This window comes from Cryobacterium sp. M15 (genome assembly GCF_002929675.1).
GTDB lineage: Bacteria > Actinomycetota > Actinomycetes > Actinomycetales > Microbacteriaceae > Cryobacterium > Cryobacterium lyxosi.
On sequence record NZ_PJJW01000023.1, the window covers coordinates 1 to 22,154 of the forward strand.

At 60.1% G+C, this 22,154-nt stretch carries 20 protein-coding genes and 6 pseudogenes; 14 read left to right on the forward strand and 12 right to left on the reverse strand.

What is annotated here, in order from left to right; all coding sequences use genetic code 11:
* Positions 1-119: 119 nt before the first annotated feature.
* Positions 120-1,357 (reverse strand): annotated as a pseudogene (locus CXY83_RS00825) (IS256 family transposase).
* Positions 1,358-1,563: 206 nt separating this feature from the next.
* On the opposite strand from CXY83_RS00825, the gene CXY83_RS00830 reads away from it, so the two are divergent.
* The 5 genes and pseudogenes from CXY83_RS00830 (at position 1,564) to CXY83_RS17960 (ending at position 5,077) form a co-directional block, all read left to right on the forward strand.
* Positions 1,564-1,872 (forward strand): transposase, encoded by a 309-nt coding sequence (locus tag CXY83_RS00830; RefSeq protein ID WP_104195534.1) that lies wholly within the window; start codon positions 1,564-1,566, stop codon positions 1,870-1,872.
* 109 nt (positions 1,873-1,981) lie between these two features.
* Positions 1,982-2,347 carry a DUF488 domain-containing protein gene (locus CXY83_RS00835; protein ID WP_233200498.1) on the forward strand — a complete coding sequence of 122 codons (366 nt, stop codon included), beginning with the start codon at positions 1,982-1,984 and terminating at the stop codon, positions 2,345-2,347.
* 106 nt (positions 2,348-2,453) lie between these two features.
* A complete protein-coding gene (locus tag CXY83_RS00840) occupies positions 2,454-3,113 on the forward strand; it encodes an HAD family phosphatase (protein ID WP_104195535.1) in 660 nt (219 codons plus the stop codon).
* A gap of 83 nt (positions 3,114-3,196) precedes the next feature.
* Positions 3,197-4,032: pseudogene (locus CXY83_RS17755) on the forward strand (hypothetical protein).
* A gap of 48 nt (positions 4,033-4,080) precedes the next feature.
* Positions 4,081-5,077, forward strand: a pseudogene (locus CXY83_RS17960) (hypothetical protein).
* A gap of 507 nt (positions 5,078-5,584) precedes the next feature.
* On the opposite strand, the gene CXY83_RS17265 reads toward CXY83_RS17960, so the two are convergent.
* The 3 genes from CXY83_RS17265 to CXY83_RS00860 form a co-directional block, all read right to left on the reverse strand.
* Positions 5,585-5,776 carry a hypothetical protein gene (locus CXY83_RS17265; protein WP_146069797.1) on the reverse strand — a complete coding sequence of 64 codons (192 nt, stop codon included), beginning with the start codon at positions 5,774-5,776 and terminating at the stop codon, positions 5,585-5,587.
* Positions 5,777-5,965: 189 nt separating this feature from the next.
* Complete coding sequence (locus CXY83_RS00855) at positions 5,966-6,370, reverse strand: VOC family protein (RefSeq protein ID WP_104195537.1); 405 nt, start codon at positions 6,368-6,370, stop codon at positions 5,966-5,968.
* 40 nt (positions 6,371-6,410) lie between these two features.
* Entirely contained in the window at positions 6,411-8,312 is a 1,902-nt protein-coding gene (locus tag CXY83_RS00860) for a transketolase (RefSeq protein ID WP_104195538.1), read from the reverse strand.
* 863 nt (positions 8,313-9,175) lie between these two features.
* Between CXY83_RS00860 and CXY83_RS00865 the strand changes: the two genes are divergently transcribed.
* Positions 9,176-10,195, forward strand: coding sequence for a type I glyceraldehyde-3-phosphate dehydrogenase (locus CXY83_RS00865; protein ID WP_104195539.1), 1,020 nt, complete (start codon positions 9,176-9,178; stop codon positions 10,193-10,195).
* A gap of 247 nt (positions 10,196-10,442) precedes the next feature.
* On the opposite strand, the pseudogene CXY83_RS18485 reads toward CXY83_RS00865, so the two are convergent.
* Positions 10,443-11,488 (reverse strand): annotated as a pseudogene (locus CXY83_RS18485) (dienelactone hydrolase family protein).
* Between CXY83_RS18485 and CXY83_RS00880 the strand changes: the two are divergent.
* The 7 genes and pseudogenes from CXY83_RS00880 to CXY83_RS17970 all read left to right on the forward strand — a co-directional run.
* Positions 11,447-11,980, forward strand: coding sequence for a DUF488 family protein (locus CXY83_RS00880; RefSeq protein WP_104195541.1), 534 nt, complete (start codon positions 11,447-11,449; stop codon positions 11,978-11,980). The pseudogene CXY83_RS18485 and the gene CXY83_RS00880 sit on opposite strands and share 42 nt — an antisense overlap.
* 91 nt (positions 11,981-12,071) lie before the next feature.
* Positions 12,072-12,281, forward strand: a complete 210-nt coding sequence (locus CXY83_RS00885; RefSeq protein WP_104195542.1) for a DUF2945 domain-containing protein — start codon at positions 12,072-12,074, stop codon at positions 12,279-12,281.
* Positions 12,282-12,542: 261 nt separating this feature from the next.
* On the forward strand, positions 12,543-13,445 hold the full coding sequence (locus CXY83_RS00890; RefSeq protein WP_104195543.1) for an alpha/beta fold hydrolase: 903 nt from the start codon (positions 12,543-12,545) through the stop codon (positions 13,443-13,445).
* A 50-nt stretch (positions 13,446-13,495) separates the two neighbouring features.
* The gene (locus CXY83_RS00895; protein ID WP_104195544.1) at positions 13,496-13,954 is read left to right on the forward strand and encodes a carboxymuconolactone decarboxylase family protein; all 459 of its coding nucleotides are present in this window, start codon (positions 13,496-13,498) and stop codon (positions 13,952-13,954) included.
* A gap of 471 nt (positions 13,955-14,425) precedes the next feature.
* On the forward strand, positions 14,426-15,199 hold the full coding sequence (locus tag CXY83_RS17775; RefSeq protein WP_199184845.1) for an MFS transporter: 774 nt from the start codon (positions 14,426-14,428) through the stop codon (positions 15,197-15,199).
* A gap of 12 nt (positions 15,200-15,211) precedes the next feature.
* Positions 15,212-15,700, forward strand: a pseudogene (locus CXY83_RS18490) (hypothetical protein); the annotation flags it as partial.
* Between the two features lie 5 nt (positions 15,701-15,705).
* Positions 15,706-16,356 (forward strand): annotated as a pseudogene (locus CXY83_RS17970) (ISAzo13 family transposase); the annotation flags it as partial.
* Positions 16,357-16,497: 141 nt separating this feature from the next.
* On the opposite strand, the gene CXY83_RS17270 reads toward CXY83_RS17970, so the two are convergent.
* The 6 genes from CXY83_RS17270 to CXY83_RS00955 all read right to left on the reverse strand — a co-directional run bounded on the left by CXY83_RS17270 (position 16,498) and on the right by CXY83_RS00955 (position 21,096).
* The gene (locus CXY83_RS17270; RefSeq protein WP_146069798.1) at positions 16,498-17,262 is read right to left on the reverse strand and encodes a DUF427 domain-containing protein; all 765 of its coding nucleotides are present in this window, start codon (positions 17,260-17,262) and stop codon (positions 16,498-16,500) included.
* A gap of 101 nt (positions 17,263-17,363) precedes the next feature.
* The gene (locus CXY83_RS00935) at positions 17,364-18,296 is read right to left on the reverse strand and encodes an ABC transporter substrate-binding protein (protein ID WP_104195548.1); all 933 of its coding nucleotides are present in this window, start codon (positions 18,294-18,296) and stop codon (positions 17,364-17,366) included.
* 7 nt (positions 18,297-18,303) lie between these two features.
* Positions 18,304-19,056: an ABC transporter permease gene (locus tag CXY83_RS00940; protein WP_104195549.1), complete on the reverse strand. Its 753-nt coding sequence runs from the start codon at positions 19,054-19,056 to the stop codon at positions 18,304-18,306.
* Positions 19,053-19,742 (reverse strand): ABC transporter permease, encoded by a 690-nt coding sequence (locus tag CXY83_RS00945; RefSeq protein ID WP_104195550.1) that lies wholly within the window; start codon positions 19,740-19,742, stop codon positions 19,053-19,055. Before CXY83_RS00945 ends, CXY83_RS00940 begins: the two co-directional genes overlap by 4 nt.
* Complete coding sequence (locus CXY83_RS00950) at positions 19,739-20,629, reverse strand: ABC transporter ATP-binding protein (RefSeq protein ID WP_104195551.1); 891 nt, start codon at positions 20,627-20,629, stop codon at positions 19,739-19,741. Before CXY83_RS00950 ends, CXY83_RS00945 begins: the two co-directional genes overlap by 4 nt.
* Positions 20,626-21,096: a hypothetical protein gene (locus CXY83_RS00955; protein WP_104195552.1), complete on the reverse strand. Its 471-nt coding sequence runs from the start codon at positions 21,094-21,096 to the stop codon at positions 20,626-20,628. The genes CXY83_RS00950 and CXY83_RS00955 overlap by 4 nt, the downstream gene beginning before the upstream one ends.
* A gap of 384 nt (positions 21,097-21,480) precedes the next feature.
* On the opposite strand from CXY83_RS00955, the gene CXY83_RS17535 reads away from it, so the two are divergent.
* Positions 21,481-21,618, forward strand: a complete 138-nt coding sequence (locus CXY83_RS17535) for a hypothetical protein (protein ID WP_158251786.1) — start codon at positions 21,481-21,483, stop codon at positions 21,616-21,618.
* A gap of 96 nt (positions 21,619-21,714) precedes the next feature.
* Here the strand turns inward: CXY83_RS17535 and CXY83_RS00965 are convergent, their stop codons facing one another.
* A complete protein-coding gene (locus tag CXY83_RS00965; RefSeq protein ID WP_104195554.1) occupies positions 21,715-21,978 on the reverse strand; it encodes a hypothetical protein in 264 nt (87 codons plus the stop codon).
* Positions 21,979-22,154: the final 176 nt, after the last annotated feature.

Consider the following 22,154-nt stretch of genomic DNA (forward strand, 5'->3'; position numbering starts at 1 on the left):
GACTCGCCCATGTTTCCGCACGTAATGTCGAGCTTGAGAGTGCCACGCCGCGGCACAGGGCGTCCTCGGACCAAGCCTGATGAGCCTGTCAAGTTTTTTGTGTAAGTGTCGGGAATTGGTTAGAGGTGGGGGTTGATTCGGTCGGGGTAAATCATCACGAGTTGGCTGAGGGCTTGCTTCCAGTTGGTGGTGATTTGGCCTTCGACGAGGCGGCCTTCGGCGGAGCGTTTGGTGCCGCGGTGTTGGCCGCGTTCCTTGGCTCGGTCTCGAGCTCGTTTGTCTTCGATGTTGCAGATGGCCAGCCAGAGCATCTTGATGACGGCGTCGTCGTTGGGGAAGTGGCCGCGATTCTTGGTCACTTTCCGCAGTTGGAAATTCAACGATTCGATGCTGTTCGTCGTGTAAACCACCGCCTCAGCTCGGGCGGAAACGCGAGGAACGGGGTGAAGCGTTCCCAAGCATCTTCGAACGTTTTGACGGCCGTGGGGTATTTCACGCCCCGCGGCGACGCCGCGAACTCGGTCAGGGCGTCCCAGGCCGTCTCGGCGTCAGCGGCGGTATAGATCGGCTTGAGCGCGGCCGCGACGGCCTTGCGGTCGTTGTAGCCGACGAACCGTAGGGCGGCCCGCAGCAGGTGCACGACACAGGTCTGAACGGTCGCTTGCGGCCAGGTCGTTTCGATCGCTTCGGGGAACCCGGTCAAGCCGTCGCAGCAGACGATGAGGACGTCCTTGACGCCGCGGTTGGCCAGCTGCGCGCAGACGCTCGCCCAGAACTTGGCGCCCTCGGTGTCTTGCACCCAGATGCCCAACACATGCTTGATGCCGTCCATATCGACACCGACGGCGATGTGCGCGGCCTTGTTGCGCACGTGCCCGCCGTCCCGAACTTTGACGATCAGCGCATCAAGATAGATCACCGGGTAGAGCGGTTCCAGCGGGCGGCGCTGCCATTCCAGGACGGCGTCGAGGACCGCGTCGGTGATTTTGGAGATCGTCTCGTGAGACAGCTCAGTGCCGATCGTGGAGACCAGATGGTGCTGGATATCGCGCACCGTCATCCCGCCGGCATAGAGCGAGATAATCATGTCGTCGAGGCCGCCGAGGCGCCGCTCGCCCTTGGGCACCAGGCGGGGCGTGAAGCTGCCGTCGCGATCCCGGGGGATCTCCAGCTCCAAGTCGCCGACTTCAGCTGCGACGGTCTTCGCGGACGTTCCATTTCGCGAATTCGGGTAGAACCTGGCTTCGGGGTCGCCCTTGTCGTAGCCGAGGTGCTCGGTCAGCTCGGCTTGCAAGCCCCGCTCGAGGGCCGCTTTGATCAGGCCGGGCACGAACCCGCCCTCGCCGGTGAGTTGCATCGTGCCGGCATCGATCTTCGCGAAGAGACCATCGAGAGCGCCGCTATCGCGCAGCTCCTTGATCGCATCGGCGGCCGCACGCTGAGCCGGTGACTTCGGTGCTTTCAGCTTCTCATTTCGTTCTGTCATGACCATTAGTGTCACTCCTTCAAAAAGATCCGCAACCCCTTACACAGACCATCTGACACCCTCAGCCTGATCGCACCATGGCCGATAAAGCTTATGCGTCAAAGGCGAACAGAAAGCTTCTGCGCGACCGCGGCATCCAAGCCGTGATTCCAGAGAAATCCGACCACATCGCCAACCGCAAACGGCGGGGAGGGAAAGGCGGCCGGCCACCAGGATTCGACAAGGAGGCCTACAAACGCCGCAACGTGATCGAGCGATGCTTCCAGGCGTTCAAACAATGGCGCGGCATCGCGACCCGATACGACAAGCTCGCCGTCAACTACCGCGGCGGAGTCATCCTGCGGGCCATCACAATCTGGCTGAAGCCGTTAGGAGACACGCCCTAGTGGTGCAGTGGCCCACAACTGTTCGAGGGCGGTTCTAAGAGCAGATCAGGTGCCTACAAGCTGGGTCGCCCGTAACCTTGATGTTGAGACCGATTGTTGGGGAGGTTGCATGATGGTTGCGAAACTGGACATACGGGTTCGCCGCGTGTATGACGAGGCTGAGGAGCAGGACGGAGTTCGGGTCCTAGTGGATCGCATCTGGCCACGCGGCATGACGAAGGTCAAGGCGGCACTGGACGAATGGTGCAAGGACGTCGCCCCGTCGACGGCACTACGAAAGTGGTACAGCCACGACCCAGCCAAGTTCGAGGAATTCGCTCGACGCTACGGCGCCGAACTGGAACGCGTCGAGCGCGGCAAGGCGCTGCAACATTTGAGAGATCTGGCTATTCGTCATCGTCTGACCCTGCTGACCGGCACTAAGAACCCGGATATCAGCGAAGCTGCAGTGCTCGCCCAGATTCTTCGCCGATGAAACAGAACCGGGTACAGCTGCGCGCGGACGACGCGGGCAAGGCTGCCGATAACCAGTAATCCGAACCGATGGCGGTAGGTACCGCCTCCGGCGGCGTGACCGAGGGGTGCGCGGATGCCTGTTCGATCTGGATGGTGTCATCACCAAAACGGCCGCCCAAAGCGGTGGCCGATTCGTACCTTTCGATGCTGTTGCCGACTACGACGCGTATGTTGACGGGAAATTCCGTGCCAACGTTACCCGCTCCTTCCCGGCATCTCGTGGGGTGAGCCTGCCGGAGGGCAGTGCCGAGGACGCATCCGAAACGGTAAACGGGCTCGGCAGCCGGAAGAGTGATATCGTCCTGCGCCACATCCGCGAGGATGGCGTTGAGGTGTATGAGGGATCGCTGCGTTATGTGCGAGCGTTTCGATCGTGTGGTTTGCGTTGCGCGGTGGTGTCTTCCAGCACCAACTGCCAGGGCGTGTTTATCGCAGCCGGAATAGAGGATCTTTTCGATCAGCGCATTGACGGGCTGACTGCTAAGCGGGAGCATTTGACGGAGAAGCCTGCCCCCGGCATATTCCTGGCTGGGGCGCACGCATTGGGACTGAAACCGGAGGAATGCGTCGTATTCGAAGACGCCCTCGCCGGAGTGGCGGCCGGCCGCGCTGACAACTCCGCCGCAGTTATCGGCGTAGACCGGGAGGGTCAGGCACAGGCTCTTCGCGACCATGGGGCCGACATCGTCGTGTCCGATCTTGCGAACCTGCTGCAGACGGCATGATCGATCATCCCGCCTTCGAAGTCGAACCGTGATGCTTGCGGGAAACCAGTCTTGATCTGGATGTCCTGGCGCAGACGGAGTCGGTGTTCGCCCTGTCCAACGGGCACATTGGTTGGCGCGGAAACCTGGACGAGAGTGAACCGCACGGGCTGCCGGGCTCCTACCTGAACGGGGTCTTTGAAGAGCGCCCGCTGCCCTATGCCGAAAATGGTTACGGGTATCCGGAGTCTGGGCAGACGATCATCAACGTCACCAACGGAAAACTGATCCGGTTTCTGGTCAACGATGAGCCGTTCGATGTCCGCTCCGGGTTACTGCGTTCCCACGAGCTCAGCCTGGACTTCAGAACCGGAACGCTGACCTGTCAGACTGGGTCGCCCCGGCCGGCTGTGCGGTCACTATCACTTCCACCCGGATGGTGTCTCTTATGCAACGGGCGGTCGCGGCGATCTGTTACGAGGTCGAGGCCGTCGACCAAACCACACGGGTCGAGGTGCAGTCCGAGCTGGTGGCCAATGAGCAGCTTCCCGATCCGGGCGGAGACCCGCGGGTGGCTGCGGTGTTGGAGTCACCGTTGGAAGAGCAGACCGATTCTGCCCGCGGCGCGCGGACCGGATTGGTGCACTCCACTCGGCAGAGCGGTTTAATTGTCGCGGCGGTGATGGATCATGTCGTGGACGGACCGCCCAGAACGGAAGTGCGTTCGGAGAGTTTCCCGCATTTGGGGCGGACGACGGTCTCAACCATGTTGGAGCCGGGGCAGCGGCTGCGGCTGATTAAGATTGTTGCGTACGGCTGGTCCGGTTCCTGGTCGCAGCCCGCGGTTCGGGACCAGGCCGACGCGGTGTTGGTCGGTGCGACGCAGACCGGATGGGACGGGTTGCTCGCCGAGCAGCGCACCTATCTGGATGGCTTCTAGTCTCGGACGGATGTGGAACTCGACGGCGACACCGCAATCCAGCAGGCGGTGCGGTTTTCCCTGTTTCACATACTTCAGGCTGGCGCGCGCGCCGAGGGGAGGGCGCTTGCCGCGAAAGGGCTCACCGGGCCGGGATATGACGGGCATTCCTTCTGGGACACCAAAACTTTCGTGCTACTGGTGCTGACCTACACGGCACCGGATGCGACAGCACACGCACTACGGTGGCGACATAGCACCCTGCCCCTCGCCCTCGAGCGGGCCACGCAACTCGGGCTCACCGGTGCGGTTTTCCCATGGCGCACCATCCGCGCGGTGAAGAATGCTCTAGTTATTGGCCAGCTGGCACCTCCGCATTTCATGTTAATGCGGATATCGCCGCCGCCGAAATCCGCTACGTCTCGGCCACAGGAGACCACGATTTCGAGCGGACGATCGGCGTGGAGCTGCTGGTGCAGACCGCGCGGCTGTGGCGTTCACTCGGCCACCATGACGGCGCGGGCCGATTCCGGATCGACGGAGTGACCGGCCTGACGAGTACAGAGCGATCGCCGACAACAACGTGTACACCAACGTGATGGCGCAATACAATCTCTTGGGAGCCGCAGACGCGGCCGCACGACATCTCGACCAGGCTCGGGCGCTAGGCGTCGACGCGGAAGAAATGGCCGACTGGCGGGATGCCGCCGCCGGCATGGTCATCCCCTACGACCAGGCGCTGAGTGTCCACCCCCAGGCCGAGGGTTTCACTGGTCATGAGGTGTGGAACTTCGAGGCCACCACGGCCGAGCAGCACCCGCTGCTGTCGCATTTCCCCTATTTCGATCTTTACCGCAAACAGGTCGTCAAACAGGCCGACCTGGTGCTGGCCATGCAGCTTCACCCCGATGCGTTCACCGCTGCGCAGAAGGCCCGCAATTTCTCGTATTACGAGGCGGTTACTTTGCGCGACTCATCGCTGTCTGCCGGCGTGCAAGCAGTGATCGCCGCCGAGGCTGGCCAAATGGGATTGCTCCTCGGCACAATGCTCGACCCCTTGCCCTAGATGTCTCTAAGAATCGACCCCCGGTAGGGCTCATTCTTGGTCATTTTTTAGGAAGCGTACGCCACAAGTCTTTCAGCTGCACTGCTCGGTCGGGCCATCGACGGCTCTGCTCCGGCTCCGTAGGCGCCGAAGGCGGCATACCCTCGCGGGGGTCCCACTCTGCGTGGTGCGACCGCGCGAGCTAGGGCCGTGGCCTTCGGCCCAGGTCAGTGGTTTGGGAGCCAGCGACTGTTCGTTGATGCGGCCTTATTGACAACACTCCGGGGGAGCGGGATCAGTCTGGTAGCTCGGTGTCACCAGATGGAGGCAGGTTGATGTCCGCCTCGCCTACATTTGCATCGACATCTCCGGGATCATCCGGTTCCTGCGGCAACCTTGACGTGGTCCGCGGCGTCCGTATCGATCGTTGATGGAACGGATTGAGTCTGCTTGGCTTCTGTCTCGGCTTCGCTTGCCGGGCAGTAGCTTATGTCTTTGTGCTTTTGATCGCCAACTTTGGATATTTGCTTATTTTTTTGAGAAGTCATTCGGTTTGAGGGTGGCGATGCGGTGCGCATGATCTTGAAGAGTGTCCTCGCTGATGAGCATTCCGATGTCAGTGAAGCGCTGACGTAGAGCGCTTAAAACGTGCGCTTCGTCATGACCCGCCAGGTCAGATTCCTCCTGCACCAGGATCCCTGCCACTTTGGCGTCATCCACTTGGGAGTGTTGGTCTTGAATCGGTTCGTCTTGAGTGCCTCTTTTGCCGGTTATTATTACCTTCTCTTCATCAGATACGTCAAGAGCATTAAGCTTGAGTACGTCAACCGACCGACTCAACCTGCCGGGCGTGAACCGCGACGTGCCCGACCGACCGGGTCGTGATCGACTTTTACGCCGGATGTGTGGTTACCACCCGTAGATGCGTGGGATTATCTCGTGCCGCGGTACCTGCTCGGGTCCCGGATAGGTGACCACGATCGGCACGTCGTCGGGGCCACGGCCCTCGACCATCCTGAATCCATCGATGGTTTGGCTTGTCACGTGTGGTGACTGCGCGCGGAGTACCCGTTCACATCGTCGAAGTTCTTCTTCGTCCTCCGCTGTCCAAATCAGGTACTGGATCCCGACGGGACCAAGAGGATGCTCGGCGCACGCTCCTATCTCACGCAGATACAGCTCGCCGCCGTCGCCGCCGACCAGCAGCGCAGCGCTGTTATTTCGAACTGTGACGTCGAAGCCGAGTAGTTCCTTGTAGAACAGCACTGATCGGTCGAGTTCACGCACGAACATTACCGCTGACGCCAGCCTCACTCTGCTCGCCTCCGGAAGTTGACCGTGGCTGCGGTGCGCATTATCGAATCTCGATTAGTTCTCGGGCAGCGGCGACGATATGTCGGGCTGAGATCCCCGCCGCGTCGAGGAGTTCGGCCGGCTCACCCGACATCGGTAGTCCGGTGACGCCGAGGAGTTTGACGCGCAGTTGCGGCACCTCCGCCTCAGCCAGAGCTTCCATCACCGCACCCCCGATACCACCCTGCGGATAATGGTCCTCCACCACAACCAACCGTCCCTTCGTGATGCGGCAGGTGTCGACCAGGGTGCCCCGGTCGAGCGGTTTGATCGAGTACAGGTCGATCACCCGTGCGGCGATGCCGGACTGAGCGAGCTCCTCGGCGGCGGCTAAGCATTCGTGCAGGGTGACGCCCGCCCCGAGGAGTGCCACGGTGTCGTCGGCCCCGGCCCGATGGACCTTGCACCCGCCGAGGGGAAACTGCTCCTCTGGTCCGTAGATGACCGGATAGGCGCCCCGGGTCGCGCGTAGGTAACTGATGCCGTCCAGGTCGGCCATTATCTTCACCAGCGCCGCGGTCGAGGGTGCGTCGCTTGGATATACGACAATTGAGGTGTGGATAGCGCGCATCGCCGCGATGTCTTCCAGAGCCATCTGGGAGGGCCCATCCTGGCCGATTTCAACGCCGGCGTGGGTGCCGACCAGGCGAATGTTCGCTTCCGACACGCCGGCCATCCGGATGAAGTCGTAGGGTCGGGCGATCAAGAAAGCGGCGAAACTTGACGCGAAGGGGATGTATCCGCGTACCGACAAACCCACCGCGGAAGCGATGAGTTGTTGTTCAGAAATGAACATTTCAAAGAATCGTTCCGGACAGACCTCCCGAAACTCGCCGGCATGCGTGGAGTTGCCGACCTCTCCGTCAAGGACAACTACCTCCGGTCGTACTGCTAGCGCGGAAATCGCGGCACCGAAAGCCGCCCGGGTGGCGACTTTCTGGCCGATCTCCCACGTAGGGAGGGTGACGGTGGCGCCAGGGTCGGGGACGATCGCAGATGTCCCGGCATCGGGAACAGCGGTGGTGATAGTCAGCCCGGTCACGCCACCGAGGGCGGCGATAGCACGGTCCGCTATTTCCGGCGGGAGGGCCTTGCCGTGCCAGCCGTTTTTGTTTTCAATCTCGGGCACACCTTTGCCTTTGATGGTGCGGGCCAATATCACTGTCGGCTGGTCCGGATGGGACCGGGCTTCGGACAGTGCCGCATCGATCGCGACGACATCATGTCCGTCAAGCACGAGGGCGTGTGCGCCGAACGCTTGGACTCGTTTGGCGTACTTGTCCATGTCCCATTGCAGCTCGGTAGGCCCGTCCTGGCCGAGCCTGTTGATGTCGACGATGGCCGTCAAGTTGCCGAGTTTGTAATAGCTTGCCTTGTCGATCGCCTCCCACATGGAACCTTCTGCCAGCTCGCTGTCTCCGCAGAGCACCCACGTCTGGTAGGGAAGCTTGTCCAGGTATCTTGCGGCCAGGCACACGCCGACCGCGTCTGGTAGGCCCTGGCCGAGAGAACCAGTCGCAACATCCACCCAGGGCAGGATAGGCATCGGATGCCCCTCGAGTCGGGAACCGAACTGGCGGTAGGTGTTCACCAACTCGTCCTCATCGACGACGCCCACAGCACGGTACATCGAATACAACAACGGCGAGGCGTGACCTTTCGAGAAGATCAGATGGTCATTGGTCGCCTGCTGGGCGTTGGCCCAGTCATACCGTAGGTGCCCGACCAGAAGAACCGACATCAGATCCGCCGCCGACAGCGATGAGGTCGGATGACCAGAACCGGCTTGCGTACTGCAACGGATGGAATCCACCCTCAGCTGGGTCGCCAACCGGTGTACGAGATGCAGGTGTTCGCCGGTCAGTTTCGCGGTATCCGACGTTGGAGTGGGGTTTATTGTCATGTCGTCATATTCCTTCGCGATGAGAAATGGATTCGTTCCCGCGGCGAAACAGGTTGGGTCGCGTCTCTGCCCAAACGTACTCCGCTGACCATGGATCTGGTAGAGGCTCGGTCTAAGGTGAAAAAACGACACGTCGGATGAACGGATTGTCGTAACCATCGCAATGCTCACTGAGGCAGCGTTGGTAGACACCGATGACGGTGTCGAGGGGCGATTGGATGTGCGTTACGAGCTGCACCCGCTGCCGCCAACACGTTTTAGGGGCGACCATCGTAAGATCGAAGAATTTCAACGCACCGCCGAGTCGGGAGATCCACTGGCAGCGGATGCTGGCCGACGCGGGACTTGTGTTTGGGATACCCGGCGACTGTCCTTGGGGACTTGCGGACTTCGACAACAAAATATTGCGTGTCGTCGGCTGAGATCGATTGGTGCGGAGGTAGCCCGACTGGGCAGCACGCTCGGCATACGCGTCGCCGGCATGAACCGCACCGATCGCGGCACCACACCAGGAGTGGGTCGGCGTCAACCTGATTGCCGTCAACTAATCTCACCCTGGTGGCACGTGGGGACTCACCCTCGATAATTTCGGCCCCCAGCACGCTCTGGTACAGGTCCACGCCGTGGTGACGATGTAATCCTGTAAGTACTTCGGCGAGTTCTCGGCCGAGGGCCCGGAGTAGCGGAAGTTCTCCCCTCTCCAACATCGTCACCTCGAGCCCAGCCTGTACCGACAAATGATCCCGGTAATGTGCTCTCGCTTGTTGACGGCAGCTGATGGTGGGCGCAGCATGAAGGGGTACCTATCTTGTCGTGCAAACCGACGACTGGAAAACCGACGACTGGAAATCAGAGGATCTCAGATGCCAAAAGTGGCGATCAATGGGTTGGGCCGAATCGGGCGGGCTGCATTGAAAATTCTGCTCGAGTCGGAGGATTTGGAACTTGTTGCGGTCAACGATGTGGCATCAATTGAGAATCTTGCCTACCTGCTCCGATACGACACGGTCTACGGCCGGTACCACCGTCAGATTGTTGTGGAGGCTGATGCGCTTGTCATCGACGGCCACCGGGTGGTGGTCCTGGCCGAACGGGACCCCGCGGCGCTGCCATGGCGGGAACTCGCAGTCGATCTAGTGTTGGAATGCACTGGTGCTTTCACCCAGGCGGAGGACCTGACCAAACATATTCAGGCGGGCGCGTCGTTCGTCATCTTGTCTGCCCCGACGAAGTCCGACTCCGTCCCGACGGTGGTGCACGGGGTGAACCAGGCGGAGGGGCATCCGCAGATCATCTCTTGTGCCAGTTGCACGACGAACTGCATCACACCGGTCATCGAGATCGCAACAAGGCGTCTGGGGGTGGAGCGTGCGATCATGACCACAATTCATGCTCATACCGCGACCCAGCGCCTAGTCGACTCGCCGAACAACAATTTCCGGCGTGGGCGCGCAGGTGGGGCTAACTTGGTGCCCGCTCCGACTGGCGCTGCGCAGTCGACAATCCGGGCATTGCCGGAGTTGGCCGGGCTGTTCGACGGGGTTGCGATCCGCGCCCCGATCGAGGTTGGCTCCATTGCCGACATCGTTATTGTCACCTCCCGCCCGACCAGCGTAGAGGAGGTCAACGCAGTGTTCATCGAGGAGGCGAAGACGCCCAGGTATCAGGGTATCCTCGGCGTTTCGGCGGACCCGATGGTCTCCTCCGACATCATCGGCGATTCACGCGCGTCCGTGGTGAACCTCGATCTGACGCAGGTGGTGGACGGTACCCTGATCAAGATCATGGCTTGGTACGACAACGAGTGGGGTTTCACCCACCAAATGATCCGCGAAGCTAGGGCCACCCTCGGGTTAACGCCCAGCGTGGAAACATCTCTGTGACGACAAATACAGTGAGGTTTCGATGTCACCTTCCACAGGTAGGGTACATAGCCCGCGTGCGGACTTGAGGGCAGAGTGTTTGACTCGATTACATCCGACGCAGCCTGTTCATCTCCGGCGAGTTCGAACGGCGTGTACTATCTGTCGCTCGGCGTGGGGCGTGGGGCGTGGGGCGTGGGGCGTGGGGCGTGGGTCGTGGGTCGTGGGCTCGGAGTTCTGTGACGGATGCCCGATCCGAGTTATCCTATTACACCGTTTGCGGAAGCGGCCGGCTGGCTTCGCGTGAATGGGTTTTCAGGAAGAGGGCTGTTCGCTCGAATGCGTCTGTTGTCTCGTCTGCGGCGTGGCGTGGAAGGTCCGGGTCCAGGGCGAAGCCGTGGCGAACTTTGGGGTACACCACCACCGCGGATTGCGTGGTGGTAGGGGTCAGGATTTCGCGCATCTGTTGGAGGTCACGGGCGGGTGTGCTGGCGTCTTGGCCGGCATATATTCCCAGCCAAGGTGCCTTCAGCACGCGTGCGGCATCGATTCCGCTGAGCATGCCGGGCCAGCGTGGCGAAGCCAGGCCGGCGCCATAGAAAGTGACGGCGGCATCGATGTGCAGTGTTGCTGCCGCCCACAATGCGAGGGTGCCTCCCATGGAGAAACCAATTATCGCGATTTTCTCCCCCGGCAGCGGATCCAGGCCAGGGCACTCTCGATGTCGAATGTGAGCCCTTCCATAGTCAGGGTGTCGTGGTAACGGCGGGCTTGTCTGAAGTTCCCATCGGTGACGATGGGGTCTGCGATGCGGTGGTAAAGGTGCGGCGCGGCGGTGATGTAGCCGCAGTCGGCCAGGCGGACGATGAGATCGGTGACTGGTACGGAGAGGCCCCAGACCTCGTGGAGCACAATGATTCCCGTCCGCGCTACGCCCGCCGGCACTGACACTGTCAGTGAGACATCGCCAGTCCCTGCCGTTTTTTTCGCGTGCGAATGGTTGGAATGGGCGGGATTGGTTGCATGCTTTCTCCGTTCGTTCAGGGCTTCCGGTAGTAGCGGCGTTACCGGGGATGCCAGCGCTTGGCCTGCGTGAACCGGTGGGCTGGGACGAGGAAGCTTCGTCACTGACGAGGTTACTGACGGCTTCAGAATGGCAGCACGGTGGTGGTCGGCATACAAGGTCCCTCCCGCACATTGTTGAGGAGCATAGTGTCGGGCGCGCAAATCTGACATTTCTGATGCGGGCAGCACGTGCGGTTCAATGGGAACATGGCTGAAACCTGTGTGTATACGATCGGGCATTCGACTCATCCGATTGATGAGTTCGTTGGAATCTTGAAGGCAAATGGTGTCGAACGACTCCTGGACGTGCGCACCGTTCCGGGGTCTCGTCACAACCCGCAATTTGGGGAACACGAACTTATCGCCAGCATGCCGGAGGCAGGTATTGATTATCAGCGACTCCCCGAGCTCGGCGGGTTACGGCACACCCCGGTGGCGGAAGCATCTATCAATGGAGCGTGGCGTAACAGAAGCTTTCGCAACTACGCCGACTACATGCAAACGCCCGAGTTCGTTGCCGGTGTCGATGAGTTGATGGTGCTGGCGAGGAAGCAGACCGTAGCGATCATGTGTGCCGAGGCCGTGCCCTGGCGTTGTCATCGATCACTGATCGGAGATGCGTTGCTGGCGCGGGGCTTTCAGGTTGCCGACATCATGAGCCTAACCTCGACCAAGCCGCACACCCTGACCAGCTTTGCGAAGGTCGATGGTGACCGCGTTTGGTACCCTCCTGAAGAGTGATCCATGAGAGTACCAATCCGAATTTGGGCAAGATGGTGCAGTGAATACGCTGGAAAGATTCGGCAAAGTTATAGCAGAGGAAGGTACACCAATGACAAAAAAATTCTCAGTCGGCGATCACGTGCGGTGGAACTCCGAGGCCGGCCATGTGCACGGCACCATCACGAAGATTCATGCGAAAGACGTGGAATACAAAGGCCACACTCGCCGCTGCAGTCTTGATGATCCGCAGTACGAGATCACGAGCGACACGACCGACCACGTGGCGATGCACAAGGGCGAGGCCCTAACGAAAATATAGCCACTGGCGGCCACCAATGAACACATACGGCGAACGTGTGCACCTCTGTGACTGCTGGCAGCGGTGAAGGCGGCCACGATCGGAGGGTGACGGTCGACGGTGTATGCCGCAGCCCGGATAAGAATGAGTTGTGGCGCAGACGTGGTCATCGTCCGTCTCGTCATGGACAGCAAGGATGGCATCACTTCGTAGGCGTGTTGACACAACCTACCGCGAGTGAAAGTGTGAATTGTAGGCATAGACGAGCGAAACGAGGACAGTATGGCCGAATTCACAACGGACACTGATCAGCTCACGGGGGTGCGGCATCGCACCATTTCCGTCGATGGGCTAGAGATCTTCTTTCGGGAGGCGGGCCCCGCGGACGCGCCGACGCTCGTTCTGCTGCACGGTTTCCCTGCTGCGTCACACCAGTACGCGCACTTGATGGATCGGCTCAGCGACCGGGTGCACCTCATTGCACCGGATTACCCGGGGTTCGGTTACAGCAGTGCTCCCCCCTCGAGTAGTGACGGCGGGGACTTTGTTTACTCTTTCGATCACGTCGCCGAGGTTATCGAAGCATTTCTGGTCACCCTCGGCATCGACGAGTTCTTCATGTACGTTTTCGACTTCGGCGCTCCTATCGGGTATCGCATCGCGGCGCGACATCCAAATTGGATACAGGGAGTCATTGCACAAAATGGCAACGCCTACGAGTCCGGACTCGGACCGAATATGCAGCCGGTGGTTCAGTACTGGATAAATCAGAAGGAAATGGAGCCCGTCATCCGCGGAGCGCTTACAGCTGAGGCAACGCGCTCCCAACATCTCGAGGGGGCCGCGCATCCAGATTTCGTCGATCCGGACGTCTGGACCTTGGACCAACACTGGCTTGATCAAGCTGGACGAGACCAGATCATGCTTGATTTGCTCTATGACTATCAGTCCAACGTCGCACTGTATCCCGCGTGGCAAGCGTGGATGCGCAAGCACCAGCCCCCCATGCTATTGCCCTGGGGCCGTAACGATCAGTTCTTTTTAGAATCAGGGGCGCGCGCGTATCTTGACGACCTTCCGTCTGCTGAACTGCACCTGCTCGACACCGGGCACTTCGTCTTGGACGAACAGCTGGACACCGTCGTGCATCTAATCAATGACTTCATCGGGCGACATGCGCACTAACGGCCGCTCGATGTACACGCACCAGCAACACGGACAGAAAGACAACGACAATGTTATTTGAGCAGCGCATCTCCGTCCCGGACGTCGATCCCGAGGCTTATAAACCGATGATCGCCCTAGAAAAATACATTCACGCGGGAAGCTTGGGTGAACCTCTGTTGGCGCTCGTGAAAATTCGTGCTTCGCAGATCAATGGATGTGCGTACTGCCTGGACATGCACGGGCGTGAAGCTCGAGCGGCGGGCGTCGATCAGCGCCGACTCGATGTGTTAGCTGGATGGGAGGAGGCGCCGAACGTGTACTCCGAGCGCGAACGTGCCGCTCTCGCACTCACCGAGGCTGTGACCCTCATCGGAAACGGCGGCGTGTCGGACTCGTTGTGGGGGCAGGTGAGGACATCATTCGAGGAGAGGGAAATTGTGCAGCTGTTGATGACCATTGCCGCGATCAACGTGTGGAACCGCCTGGCGGTCAGCACTCACCAGACCCTTCCACCGCAAACGGCATGACCGGTCACGTTACTCGCACGGTCGGTGGGTAGCGCCGTACACGTCGGGACGGCGGCGGAGGCACAGCCTTGGCCGCCGTGATGGTATCGAATGGGATGGTGACCGCTCTTCGTCTGGTCTCCACCAAACACTCAGTCTCGGCACGACTGAACGAAGTAGCCCATTGCATCGCTGAAGCCATCGTCGACACGGGCTTGCGCACGGTCATCCGTATTACAAATGCGTTTCATCACGAACTCTACTGGGTCTTGCGCCACGCGAGCCTATGGCGTCCGCCTGCGGCCACAGTCCATTTCACCGGGGGAGAACAATGATCACGCAGAACACACCGCCGCGCGCTGGCATGCCATCAGCCGCCTGTCAACGAACCATTCTCGCCTCTGATCGCGTGACGGCGCCTGGCCTCGACTCGATCGGGGCGGCCGCGTGTGCTCTCGTGTCCGGCGTTCCATTTCCACATGGCGCGCGTCGTTGACTACCGACGATTCCAACGTGACCAAGGTACCGGCAGGAACTACCGAGGGTGAGGCCTTGGATCAAGCGCCCCGCGGGTTCCTCGCGCTAGTCACTACGGCCGCTTTTCTGACTTTCGCGCAGGCCTTCATGGTCGCCCCGATCCTGCCCCAGCTGGCGCAGGCGTTCCACACCAGTTCTGGAACGATCGGTCTGGCCGTCCCGGCCTATCTGGTCCCCTATGGCGTGATGACTTTGCTGTGGGGGCCGCTCTCCGACCGGATCGGACGACGTCCAATCATTCTCGGCTCGTTGCTGACGTTCGCTGTTCTTACCGCGGGCACTGCCCTCTTTGACACGGCCGGAATGTTCATGCTGATGCGTCTTGTGACAGGGGCTGCGGCCAGCGGAGTCGTCCCAATCTCCTTAGCGTTGATCGGTGACGTGTTCCCCTTCGTTCAACGCGGCAGGGCGTTGGGGTCGTTGTTCGGTGGGATGGCCGGCGGCATCGCGGTTGGCTCTACCGCCGGAGCCCTGACGGAACCATTCATCGGCTGGGAGGGGTTGTTCCTCGTATCCTCAGCAGGCATCCTGGCCATCGGGGTGCCGTCCGTTTTCCTGCTACCCGTCTCACATTCGATCCGGGATGCGCCACCGTGGAATGCTGTAATCGCGGCCTATGGGAAGCTGCTGTCCATCTCACGAGGCCGGTGGACCTACAGCTTTGTGCTCCTCAACGCCGTGCTGCACTCCGGGATCTACACCTGGCTTGGGCTGTACCTGGTCCAATGATTCGGGCTTGGTCCGATCGGGGTTGGTTTGGCACTGCTCGGATACGGGGTTCCCGGATTCCTGTTCGGCCCGATTATCGGGAAGCTGGCCGATCGTTATGGCCGGGCGAGAATCATCCCGGCAGGGGTGCTCATCGCCGGAGTGTGCGCACTCATCCTGGCTATCGAGGCGCCCTTACCGGTTGTGGCCATCACCATCGCGGCGCTGTCCCTGGGTTACGACATGACACAGCCGCTGCTGGGGGGGGATCGTCACGGATTTGCCCGGTACCGTCGGTCAGGCGGTAGGCCTGATGGCGTTTGTCTTGTTCATCGGTTTAGGCCTGGGGAGCCTGGTTTTCCAGGGCCTGTTAGTGATGGGCTTCCCTCTGGCACTTGCAGTCTTCGGGACGGCGGCTTTGCTGGGTGCAGGAATTGGGCTGCGGCTCTTCCGAGGGGAACAGGCTCCAGTCCCCGCGAACTAAACAAAACACCATTTTGGGCGCGTGGACTGGCGGGATGACAGTGGTGATCAGTATAGACACGAAGAAGAAAGAACTCGTCGGCCTGTTCAGCAACTGCGGGCAACAATGGCGACCGAGCAGGGACCCGGTGCCGGTGAACGTGCACGACTTCCCCGATCCCCATCTCGGCAAAGCCAACCCCTACGGGGTTTACAACGTCGCAAACGATGACGGGTGGGTGTCCGTGGGTACTGACCATGACACCGCAGCATTCGCGGTCGATACCCTCCGCCGCTGGTTCCACGAGGGCGGCGCCCAGGTTTATCCCGGCGCCAGCAAACTGTTAGTCTGCGCCGATGGTGGCGGCTCCAACGGTTACCGATTCCGGGCGTGGAAGACACAGCTGGCAGCCCTCGCTATCGAAACTGGTCTGGCCATCACCGTCTGCCACCTACCACCGGGCACGAGCAAGTAAAACAAGATCGAGCACCGGCTCTTCTCCCATATCTCGATGAACTGGGTCGGTAGACCGCTGACCAGCCATCAAGTCATCAGCGATCTCATCGGCGGCACCACCACCTGAGCCAGTATAAAAGTCCACGCCGAACTCGACGACAGCACCTACCCGACCGGGATCAGAATCAGCGACACCGAAATGGTCGACCCCCTGATCGAACGCCACGAATTCCACCCAGACTGGAGCTACACCCTCAACTCCCACAAATCACAATAGAGCGTGTTAAAAACCCGCAGGCATTAAGTTCCCCACAGTAGGCTCTCCACGGCCCCGGCGTAGTGCAAAAAATGGCCTTCGGCACCCGAACGGCCCACTGAAACCTCGTAAATCAGCACACTCCTAGTCGGCGTCCGTGAGCTTCTTATCCAGCAGCACCTCAACTTTGTCGTCGTAGAAGGCTACGTATCCTTTTAATCCGGCGGCGTCCTCGAGTGGATCCTCGTAGCTCCAGATGAGGTCCTCGACCGCTTGCCCGTCAAGTGTGAACGACCAATACGACGCTTTACCTTTATACGGGCAGAGAGTGCGTGTCGGACTCGGCGTAAGTGTTATAAATACGTCTTCCCTCGGCAAGTAGTAGCGGGTCGGCAGTGTCGTCTCGTAGAGCAATTTGCCGTGGACGGTGTCAGCAAGAAGCTGACCGTTCATCATCACTTGGATGTTTCGAGACGTGCGACGGACGTCGACCCGGTGGAACGGATCGCGCGGATGAGCGTCGACTTCGTCATCTTCCTCGAGCCAGTGGTCGAAACTGCTGAAATCAAGGATGACGAAGCCGGAGAGATCAGGGTCGTCGGCGACATAGCCCGAACCTACAGAGCCACTGGCGTTGGCTCGAAGAATCACACGGTACCCGTGAATGTCGTGGCTAGGGGCGCCGTCGGGAGCCTCCTCATCCGTCTTCGCGTCGATGATCGGAACGACTACATCCTCTCGCGGTACGGCATAGGTCGGTATAGCCTGATGCGGTTCCCACACGAGTACGGCTCGTTCACTGTCAACGGCAACCTCCGTCCCCACGAAAGCCCGCACGCGTTTGGCAGTCGGTTCATGCCGTAATTTGTTCGATTGTTCCGTCAGGACGGCTCCCAGTCGAATGCTCACAATAGGCTCCTTCTTCTTCTTCTACTGCGGCCAAGATTTCCTTGGCCAGATGGTCGCCGATTCACCATGCGCCCGATCGTGAAGTTCGGGCAGGCGCGGATTCAGAGTCTCTTTTCCGCGAGCCAGTCTTTCGCGATCGCTGACGGGGACTCTTTGGCGCTACCGCTACTCTTCGTGTTAAATTCGATCAGGTCGTCGGTCGTTAATATTGCGGACACATTGTTGAGGACCTGGACGACTTTTTCCGACGCTTTGCTGCTGTTGATCAGCGGCAGCACGTTCTGCGCGAGGATCATGTTCTCGGGATCGTCGAGGGTGATCAGATGGTTGGCCTTAACCGCGGGTGATGTCGTGTACACATCTGCTATCTGCACGGTGCCGTCGACCAGAGCCTTGACGGTCAGTGGTCCTCCGCTGTCGCTGATCGGTACGAGCGTCACGCTCACCTCGTACAATCGCTTGAGGCCTTCGATACCTGCGGGATGTTCTGCGGACTCCGGGTTCGACGCCAGCTTGAGGGGAATGTGCACATTCTTCAGGTCGGCAAGGCTGTTGACCTGATACTTTTCGGAGAACTCTTTGGTGACGTTGTAGGAGTCCTTGTCTTGGGCTTGGGATTGATCGAGCACTTCAAAACCGGACGGTACCTTCTGCTGCAGTTCCGCATAAACGTCAGTACTGGATTCCGCCGTTGTGTTCTTGTCGTAGGACTGCAGCAGGTTGCCCGAGTACTCGGGAATCACGTCGATCGAACCGTCTTTCAGCGCCGATAGATACACCTCACGTTGTCCGATGTTGAAACTCCGCTTCACGGTCACCCCCTTTCCTTCAAGTGCCTGGGCATACACTTCGGCGAGAATCTCGCTCTCGGGAAATGCGGCGGACCCGATCGTGATTGTGTCAGACCCGGCCGGACCCTCGCCGGTCGTGTTGCTGTTGGCACTGCTAAAGGGGTCCCCTGACGCACACCCGCTGAGTGCGCCGAGGCCGATGGTGATGAGTGCGGCGGCAACAAGGCCTTTTCTTCGCAGCATGGATAGTTCACCTTTCGTTTCGAATGAATGATGCATGGCGGAGGGGTGTCGCCCTGGCAGGAGAATGAATTGTCTTCGCCCGCGCCAGCGATACCCGCCCCGCCCTTACCCCGGGCGGGGTCACCATCTTCTGTAAAAGAGCGAACAGCGCGTCTGTTACCAAAGCCAGCGCGATGACCAACATCGACCCGGCGAGCATCTTCGGGTAGTCCTGTACGGGCAAAGCGTCGAAAATGTACCGGCCAAGCCCGCCCAACGGCAGGATCGCCGCGACGGTCCAGGTGGCGACTGCTTGCAGGGTAGCCGAGCGGAGGCCGCTGGTGATGAGCGATATGCTCAGCGGAATTTCGACCTTCCACAGGACCTGCCATTCGGTCATGCCGAGAGCGCGTGCGGCGTCAATCGTCTCGCGGTCCACAGACTCTAGGCCAGCATAAGCACCAGTGAGGATGGGCGGAATCGCGAGGATGACCAGCGCGATCAGTGGCGCAAGGAGGCCGAGCCCGACCATCAGGGCGAGCAGGATGACCAGGCCCAGGGTTGGCAACGCGCGCAACACAGCTGGAACCTGGACGCCGAGGGTTCGACCGCGACCAGTGTGTCCGATTGTCAAGCCGACTGGAAGTGCGATTACGGAGGCGAGCAACAGCGTGAGCAGGGTGTATTCGACCTGCTCGCCTACACGGACCTGGATCGCATCAGGTCCGGCGTAATGTGCTGGATCGAGAAGCCAGGCGAACATTGCGAAAAGCTGGTTCATTGTCTGGTCACCGCCTTTGCCGTCACAAGACCACGGCGATGTTCGCTTGAGCGCAACACGGAAGCCCACGGCATCAACGCTCTTCCGACAAGGACCAGGACGACATCAAAGACGAAGGCGATCAGCACGGAGGCAATAATCCCAATCAGGATCTCTTCGAGAAAAGCCCGTTGGAACCCATTCAGGAACAGGAAGCCGACACTGTCAACACCGACAATGGCGCCGACGCTGACCAAGCTGACCGTGCTGACAGAAACCACCCGCAAGCCAGCCAGCAACACAGGCCCAGCCAACGGTAACTCCACGCGCCAGAACCTCGACCAGTCTGAATAACCGATAGCCGTCGAGGAGGCGATGACATCCGTGTCGACGGCGGCCAGAGCATCCGCAGCCGCACGCACCATCAATGCCAACGCGTAAATACTCAAAGCGACGACAACGTTGATCGGATCAAGAATTTTCGTGCCGAGGATCAGGGGCATCATCACGAACAGCGGCAAGGACGGGATGGCGTAGAGAACTCCTCCGATCGACAGCAGCACGCCGCGTGAAGCTTGGTGGCGGTTGACAAACCAGCCGACCGGAAGGGCGAGTAGGAATCCTAGAATGATCGGAGGCACACTCAGCGCGACGTGGTCTAGCGTGAGCTTCCAGACTAGATCGAGGTTTGCCCACAGCCACGTCATGACGCGGCGGCACCCTGCGCTGGAGTGCCGGCGCCTGGTTGGGCTACCTCCTCTGCTAGAGGGAACGAATGTGAGTATGCGGTCAGCACCCCGGCGGCCCTACCTTCACTGTCTACGACGACAGGAGTCTCCGACGTTCCCTCAAGGTGCAAGGAACGCTTCCCACGATCGACTCCCACGAAACTTGCCACGAACGCATCAACCGGGTTTGCTAAAACGTCTGCCGGACTGCCGATTTGCGCGACGATTCCGCCGGGACGGAAGATCACGATTTGATCTCCAAGCAGGAAAGCTTCGTCGATGTCGTGGGTGACGAACACGATTGTTTTGTCAAGCTCGCGTTGGAGCCGGATGAGTTCAGTCTGCAGTTCGGCACGCACGATCGGATCTACAGCACCGAAAGGTTCGTCCATCAGCAGGATATTAGGGTCGGCGGCAAGGCCTCGTGCAACACCCACCCGTTGCTGCTGCCCGCCAGAGAGCTGCCCTGGGTATCGCGCGGCAAGAGCGCGTTCAAGACCCACCGTATCCATCAAACGCAGGGACCGCTGACGTGCCTCCTTCTTCTTAACGCCACGCAGCACGGGTACTGTCGCGATATTGTCGACGACCGTACGATGCGGCAGCAGCCCCGAGTTCTGCATGACGTAGCCGATGCTGCGCCTCAACTTGACCGGATCAAGGGTAGAAACGCGTTCTCCATCGATCTCAATTGATCCACTCGTCGGATCGACCATGCGGTTGATCATCCTGAGCATCGTCGTTTTCCCACTACCTGAGGAACCGACGAGCACTGTTGTCTTCCGCGAGGGGAAGACAAGGCTCACATTATCTACCGCGGTCGTGCCGTCCGGGAACTGCTTAGTTACCGAGCGGAACTCGATCATTGCTTATCCTGACAGCTCGGCTGCCGCCGGAAAGCCAAGCTCGGTCCTGCTGTTACGCTAGTGACTTCCGCGCCCATACTGGTCATCGGTTCGATTCCCGATGCTTCCAGGTACTTAGGCAGCTCCGCCACAAACTTGTCGTGGGAGCGGACGGAGTAGAAGTAGCACATGATGCCTTCGTGTAGGTCTGTGGCAGATGCTTGGGCGTGTTCGAGCTGAATTCCGCGCACCACGTATTTGGCATACTCATCTACCCCGTCCAAACGAAACCGGTTCCGGTATGGCCACCATACCAAGCTGGCCATGAGCAGAAAGACGATGTTCAAATATGTAGTGTCGTTCCGCTCGAATCGCCTCGGCATGATTTGTACTGGTCGGGTCGACGCAGGGATGCCAAAGACGCGAAAGAGCAGATCCACGGCAAGACCTGCTGAAATCATTGCGTTCAAAATTTGAAGAAAATCCACAAGGCGATCCGGCGACCGTAGAACTTTCCATAAATGATCATCAGAAGCAGAGCGATCAGACCGGCAAACGTGAGGGGACGGTTCCGCCCAAACTGAGGCTGTCCTTGAACAGGGCAGCCATGAGATGCACATTGCCGATCGAGCAAACGAACCTGATGAAGGCCATGAAAAGACCGACAATGACGTTCTGCAATTCCGCCCAGAGCCAGGCTCTGCTCCTTGGCCAGGCGCTCCATTCTTTCGCGGTCACCACCTCACGAGTGGTCTCAGTTTTTGTTTTATTCCTCACAGCATCGTGTATTGCGCGATCCGAGACATTACGGCAGCTACATGGATGGCAAAGTCATATGGTCGATGCAACGCCTCTAGAGAAGGAGCGTTGGTATGGTCAAGAAGTTTCCTGCGGATGCACGGACAATCTTCGTGGATTTGGTCTGCACCGGGACCGGCATGCGAGCAGCAGCTGCAGCGGTCGGCGCGTCGGTGAACACCGCGACGGTTGGGGCCAGTCTGGTGGCATGAAAACGAAGCGTGGAAGAAGTGGAACCGGGATCGAGGAGGCGCTTCGCCGAAGGCCGACGATGATGGCTCATCATCGGTCGGGTCGTCGCGCCCGTCCTATGTCGGCTCGTCGCCGACCGTCGAGTTGACGTCGCTCGGCACGCTCACGGCGGGCGCGCCTGCCGTCTCCTCGCGCCTGCCCTCCTGGGCTTCGAACTCCGAGTTCCCGCGGTCCTCCGCCGCGGAGCGGTCCGACTTCGGCGGGACGACCTCCTCCGTGGTGTTCGAGGCCATCTGACCATCCGCAGTGGGCATCACCTGATCGTTCATCAGACCGTCGGAGTCGTTGGGCTGGCTGCCCTCGGGGCCGAACATCGCCATCAGAGCAGCGCGTGCCCGGGGGAGCTCCCGGTGCCGCCGGTCTGCGGCACCGAGTGGGCGTCCGGCTCGTCTGGCGCCGCCGCGGGCGCAGTTTCGAACGGTCTGGCTCCCGAGCCGGGAGCCGGCCGAGGGGCGTCCGACGCCGCGGGCGACGGAGATGCCGGAGATGCCGACGA